Raw genomic sequence first — 5555 nt, forward strand, 5'->3', positions numbered from 1 at the left:
GTGGTGGTGGTTTGAGAACTCAAGAGCGTGTTTGTACTGCTTTTTTACAAGCTTTTTTGATTGCCAGTCCATTGGCGGCCCGCCGGTTTGGTGGTGGGTGCCCGAGGGGGTTGAACGCCGATGGGGTTTTTCGTGCGGACTTCTTTTCCTTATTAAGAAGTCGCGTCAATTTTGTTTGGAGTCACTTCGTGGCTCTTCATGAAGGTTTTTTGTGGAGGGTTCGATTCTGGCTCAGGATGAACGCTGGCGGCGTGCTTAACACATGCAAGTCGAACGGGATCCCCAAGCTTGCTTGGGGTGAGAGTGGCGAACGGGTGAGTAATGCGTGACCGACCTGCCCCGTACTGCGGAATAGCTCCTGGAAACGGGTGGTAATGCCGCATGCTCCACTGGACCGCATGGTCTTGTGGGAAAGGTCTTTTCCGGTATGGGATGGGGTCGCGTCCTATCAGCTTGACGGTGGGGTGACGGCCTACCGTGGCTTTGACGGGTAGCCGGCCTGAGAGGGCGACCGGCCACATTGGGACTGAGATACGGCCCAGACTCCTACGGGAGGCAGCAGTGGGGAATATTGCACAATGGGCGCAAGCCTGATGCAGCGACGCCGCGTGAGGGATGGAGGCCTTCGGGTTGTGAACCTCTTTTGTCAGGGAGCAAGCGTTAAGTGAGTTTACCTGTCGAATAAGCACCGGCTAACTACGTGCCAGCAGCCGCGGTAATACGTAGGGTGCAAGCGTTATCCGGATTTATTGGGCGTAAAGGGCTCGTAGGCGGTCCGTCGCGTCTGGTGTGAAAGCCCATCGCTTAACGGTGGGTCTGCGCCGGGTACGGGCGGGCTTGAGTGCGGTAGGGGAGACTGGAATTCCCGGTGTAACGGTGGAATGTGTAGATATCGGGAAGAACACCGATGGCGAAGGCAGGTCTCTGGGCCGTAACTGACGCTGAGGAGCGAAAGCGTGGGGAGCGAACAGGATTAGATACCCTGGTAGTCCACGCCGTAAACGGTGGACGCTGGATGTGGGGCACGTTCCACGTGTTCCGTGTCGGAGCTAACGCGTTAAGCGTCCCGCCTGGGGAGTACGGCCGCAAGGCTAAAACTCAAAGAAATTGACGGGGGCCCGCACAAGCGGCGGAGCATGCGGATTAATTCGATGCAACGCGAAGAACCTTACCTGGGCTTGACATGTTCCCGACGACATCAGAGATGGTGTTTCCCTTCGGGGCGGGTTCACAGGTGGTGCATGGTCGTCGTCAGCTCGTGTCGTGAGATGTTGGGTTAAGTCCCGCAACGAGCGCAACCCTCGCCTTATGTTGCCAGCAATTCGGTTGGGGACTCATAAGGGACCGCCGGGGTTAACTCGGAGGAAGGTGGGGATGACGTCAGATCATCATGCCCCTTACGTCCAGGGCTTCACGCATGCTACAATGGCCGGTACAGCGGGATGCGACATGGCGACATGGAGCGGATCCCTGAAAACCGGTCTCAGTTCGGATCGGAGCCTGCAACCCGGCTCCGTGAAGGCGGAGTCGCTAGTAATCGCGGATCAGCAACGCCGCGGTGAATGCGTTCCCGGGCCTTGTACACACCGCCCGTCAAGTCATGAAAGTGGGCAGCACCCGAAGCCGGTGGCCTAACCCAGCGATGGGGCGGAGCCGTCTAAGGTGAGGCTCGTGATTGGGACTAAGTCGTAACAAGGTAGCCGTACCGGAAGGTGCGGCTGGATCACCTCCTTTCTACGGAGATTTCAGGCCGGTGTCTGCCGGCCGGTGTGTGCCCCGCGAGGCGGACAGTCCGTCTTGCTTGGGGTCGCTGGTGTGGAAGAGATCAGGATTGCTTGTGCGTCTGCCTGTCGTGGGCGGGTCGCGGGTGGTATGGGCATGCTTTTGGGTTCCCGGACCGTCACCCCAGGTGTTTCCTGGTGCGGTCCCGCGCCCCATGGCCGGCTGGCCTTCCCTGTGTGCGGGGGTGGTGGCCTGGTGGTGGGTGCGGTGGTGGTTTGAGAACTGGATAGTGGACGCGAGCGGATCGCACTGGCCCGTCTTCGGGCGTGGCTGGTGTGTTCTGCTGTTTTTTCGCCGGACTTCAGCACTTGTTGCTGTTGTCTGGTTTCGTTTGATCGTTTTGTGATTGATCGTTTGGTGTGATGATCTGTGTTGTCAGCGGATTTGACCGTGTTCTGAAGGACGGCCCGCCTTTTTTGGGGGTGTGGCTGTTTGGAAGGGCGTATGGTGGATGCCTTGGCAGACAGTACCGATGAAGGACGCTACAGGCAGCGATATGCCTCGGGGAGCCGCCAGGTGGGCTTTGATCCGAGGGTTTCCGAATGGGGCAACCCGGCACCCGTCATGGGGTGTCACCGGCTTGTGTCCGGGGGGTACGCAGGGAAGTGAAACATCTCAGTACCTGCAGGAAAGGATGTTCCGTGAGTAGTGGCGAGCGAAAGCGGATGAGGCCAAACCGCATGCGTGTGATAGGCGTCGGGCCGTTGCGTGTGTGGTGTCGTGGGAATTCGTGGCCGGCCGCCCGATGGGGCCGGCGGCAGTGATAAAGACGCGTGCGAGGCGAACCGGATTGGATGCCGGGCCGTGGAGGGTGATGGCCCCGTAGCCGTATGCGCGTGTCCTGCCGATCGTTTCTCCCAAGTAGCGCGGGACTCGTGGAATCCCGTGTGAATCCGCCCCGACCGTGGGGTAAGCCTAGATATACCTGTCTGACCGATAGTGCACTAGTACCGTGAGGGAAAGGTGAAAAGCACCCCGGGAGGGGAGTGAAACAGTCTCTGAAACCGTGCGCCTACGAACCGTCGGAGCCCTGTGGGGTGACGGCGTGCCTATCGAAAAATGAGTCTGCGAGTCAGTGGCATGTGGCGAGCGTAACCCGTGTGGGGTACGCGTAGCGAAGGCGAGTCCTAACAGGGCGTTTTGAGTCGCGTGTCCTGGACCCGAAGCGGGATGATCTAGCCCTGGGCAGGTTGAAGCGCGGGTAAGACCGCGTGGAGGACCGAACCCACCTGGGTTGAAAACCGGGGGGATGACCTGGGGCTAGGGGTGAAAGGCCAATCAAATTCCGTGATAGCTGGTTCTCTCCGAAATGCATTTGGGTGCAGCGTCGGGGGGTGCCTGCGGGGGGTAGAGCTACTGGATGCTTGAGGGCCCGTTACGGGTACCGACAGCAGCCAAACTCCGAATACCCGTCAGGTTGACCCCGGCAGTGAGTCGGCGGGGGATAAGCTCCGTCGTCGAGAGGGAGACAGCCCAGACCGTCGTCTAAGGTCCCCAAGCGCGTGCTAAGTGGGAAAGGATGTGGAGTCGCATAGACAGCCAGGAGGTTGGCTCAGAAGCAGCCATCCTTGAAAGAGTGCGTAACAGCTCACTGGTCTAGTGGTTCCGCGCCGACAATGTAGCGGGGCTCAAGCACGCCACCGAAGACGCGGCAGCCGTTTTTGCGGCTGGGTAGGAGAGCGTCCCCATCGGGTCGAAGCGGGGGTGGAAACGTCCGTGGACTGGTGGGGAGTGAGAATGCAGACATGAGTAGCGAGAGCGGGGTGCGAATCCCCGCCGCTGGATGACCAAGGGTTCCGGGGCCACGCTCGTCGTCCCCGGGTGAGTCGGGTCCTAAGGCGAGGCCGACAGGCGTAGTCGAATGGATGAACGGGTGGATATTCCCGTACCGGCTTTCAGCCGATCAGACCCGAAAGGCCTGTGCTAACCTCCATGCGTTCCTGATCCATCCTTCGGGGTGGTGATGGTTCGTGTGTTGGGATCCCGGGTCCGGTAGGGTAGCGCGTGGAGTGACGCAGAGGGGTAGCCGGCCGCGGAGGTGGTTTTCCGTGGTCAAGCGTTCGAGCCCGTCCCGCAGGCAAATCCGCGGGGCATGGGGGTGAGGCGTGATGATGGGGCCCGTAAGGGGCCGAATCCGGTGATCCCGGCTGCCGAGAAAAGCTTCGGCGCGAGGCTGTTGGCCGCCCGTACCCCAAACCGACACCGGTGGTCAGGTAGAGAATACCAAGGCGATCGAGCGAATCCTGGTCAAGGAACTCGGCAAATTGCTCCCGTGCCTTCGGCATAAGGGAGACCCCCGATGGTGCATAGCTGTTGGGGGTGGCACAGGCCAGGGGGTAGCGACTGTTTACCAAAAACACAGGAGCGTGCGAAGGCGCAAGCCGCTGTATACGCTCTGACGCCTGCCCGGTGCCGGAAGGTTAAGAGGATCCGTCAGCCCCTTGGGGTGAAGCGGTGAATTCAAGCCCCGGTAAACGGCGGTGGTAACTATAACCATCCTAAGGTAGCGAAATTCCTTGTCGGGTAAGTTCCGACCTGCACGAATGGCGTAACGACTTCCCCACTGTCTCGACCAGGAGCTCGGCGAAATTGCAGTACGAGTAAAGATGCTCGTTAAGCGCAGAAGGACGAAAAGACCCCGGGACCTTTACTATACCTTGGTATTGGCATTAGGCGCGGATTGTGTAGCATAGGCGGGAGACCCTGAAGCCGCGGCGCCAGCCGTGGTGGAGTCGCAAGGTGAAATACCGCTCTGTTCTCGTTTGATGTCTAACCGCGAGCAGTGATCCTGCTCCGGGACAGTGCCTGGCGGGTAGTTCAACTGGGGCGGTTGCCTCCCAAAGAGTAACGGAGGCGCTCAAAGGTCCGCTCGGCCCGGTTGGCAATCGGGTGTCGAGTGTAATCGCACAAGCGGGCTTGACTGCGAGATCGACGGATCGAGCAGGGACGAAAGTCGGAGATAGTGATCCGGTGCCGGCGCACGGGCGCGGCATCGCTCAACGGATAAAAGGTACCCCGGGGATAACAGGCTGATCATTCCCAAGAGTCCATATCGACGGGATGGTTTGGCACCTCGATGTCGGCTCGTCGCATCCTGGGGCTGGAGCAGGTCCCAAGGGTTCGGCTGTTCGCCGATCAAAGCGGCACGCGAGCTGGGTTCAGAACGTCGTGAGACAGTTTGGTCTCTATCCTCTGCGCTCGTTGGAATCCTGAGGAGCCCTGCCCATAGTACGAGAGGACCTGGGTGGACGAACCTCTGGTATGCCAGTTATCCTGCCAAGGGTACGGCTGGTTGGCTACGTTCGGAAGGGATAACCGCTGAAAGCATCTAAGCGGGAAGCCTTCTCCAAGATAAGGATTCCTTACAGGCTTGTCCTGTTGTAGACCCCATGCAGAACACGTGGTCGATAGGCCGGAGGTGGAAGCCCCGCGAGGGGTGGAGCCGACCGGTACTAATGGTCGAAAAGCAATCACACGACACCCTTCGGGGTGTCCCGTCCGGGAACAGGGTCTTCCGCGGGCGATACGGGTAGCATCAACACGAAACGTCGCACTGCGCATCAGACGAAAACAGGAAGAACATTCGCGTCCATTGTCCGGTCCCCAAGCCGCCACAAGGCCATCGGCCCTTTGGGGCTGGTGATAATCGAATTCTTGCGGCGGCCATGGCCCAGGTGAGACGCCCGGTCCCTTTCCGAACCCGGAAGCTAAGGCCTGGCACGGCGATGGTACTGCACTTGTGAGGGTGTGGGAGAGTAGCACGCCGCCGCATT

Annotated in this window: 3 rRNA genes; all 3 read left to right on the plus strand. The window is 59.9% G+C overall.

The window, feature by feature from the left end:
* Positions 1–208 precede the first annotated feature (208 nt).
* The 3 genes from F7D09_RS10845 (at position 209) to rrf (ending at position 5554) form a co-directional block, all read left to right on the plus strand.
* Positions 209–1734 (plus strand): 16S ribosomal RNA (locus F7D09_RS10845).
* 472 nt (positions 1735–2206) lie between these two features.
* A 23S ribosomal RNA gene (locus tag F7D09_RS10855) occupies positions 2207–5258 on the plus strand.
* A gap of 179 nt (positions 5259–5437) precedes the next feature.
* A 5S ribosomal RNA gene (gene rrf / locus F7D09_RS10860) occupies positions 5438–5554 on the plus strand.
* Together the 16S, 23S and 5S rRNA genes form the textbook arrangement of a ribosomal RNA operon.
* Position 5555: the final 1 nt, after the last annotated feature.

It is taken from the genome of Bifidobacterium leontopitheci (assembly GCF_009193355.1).
Classification (GTDB): Bacteria; Actinomycetota; Actinomycetes; order Actinomycetales; family Bifidobacteriaceae; genus Bifidobacterium; species Bifidobacterium leontopitheci.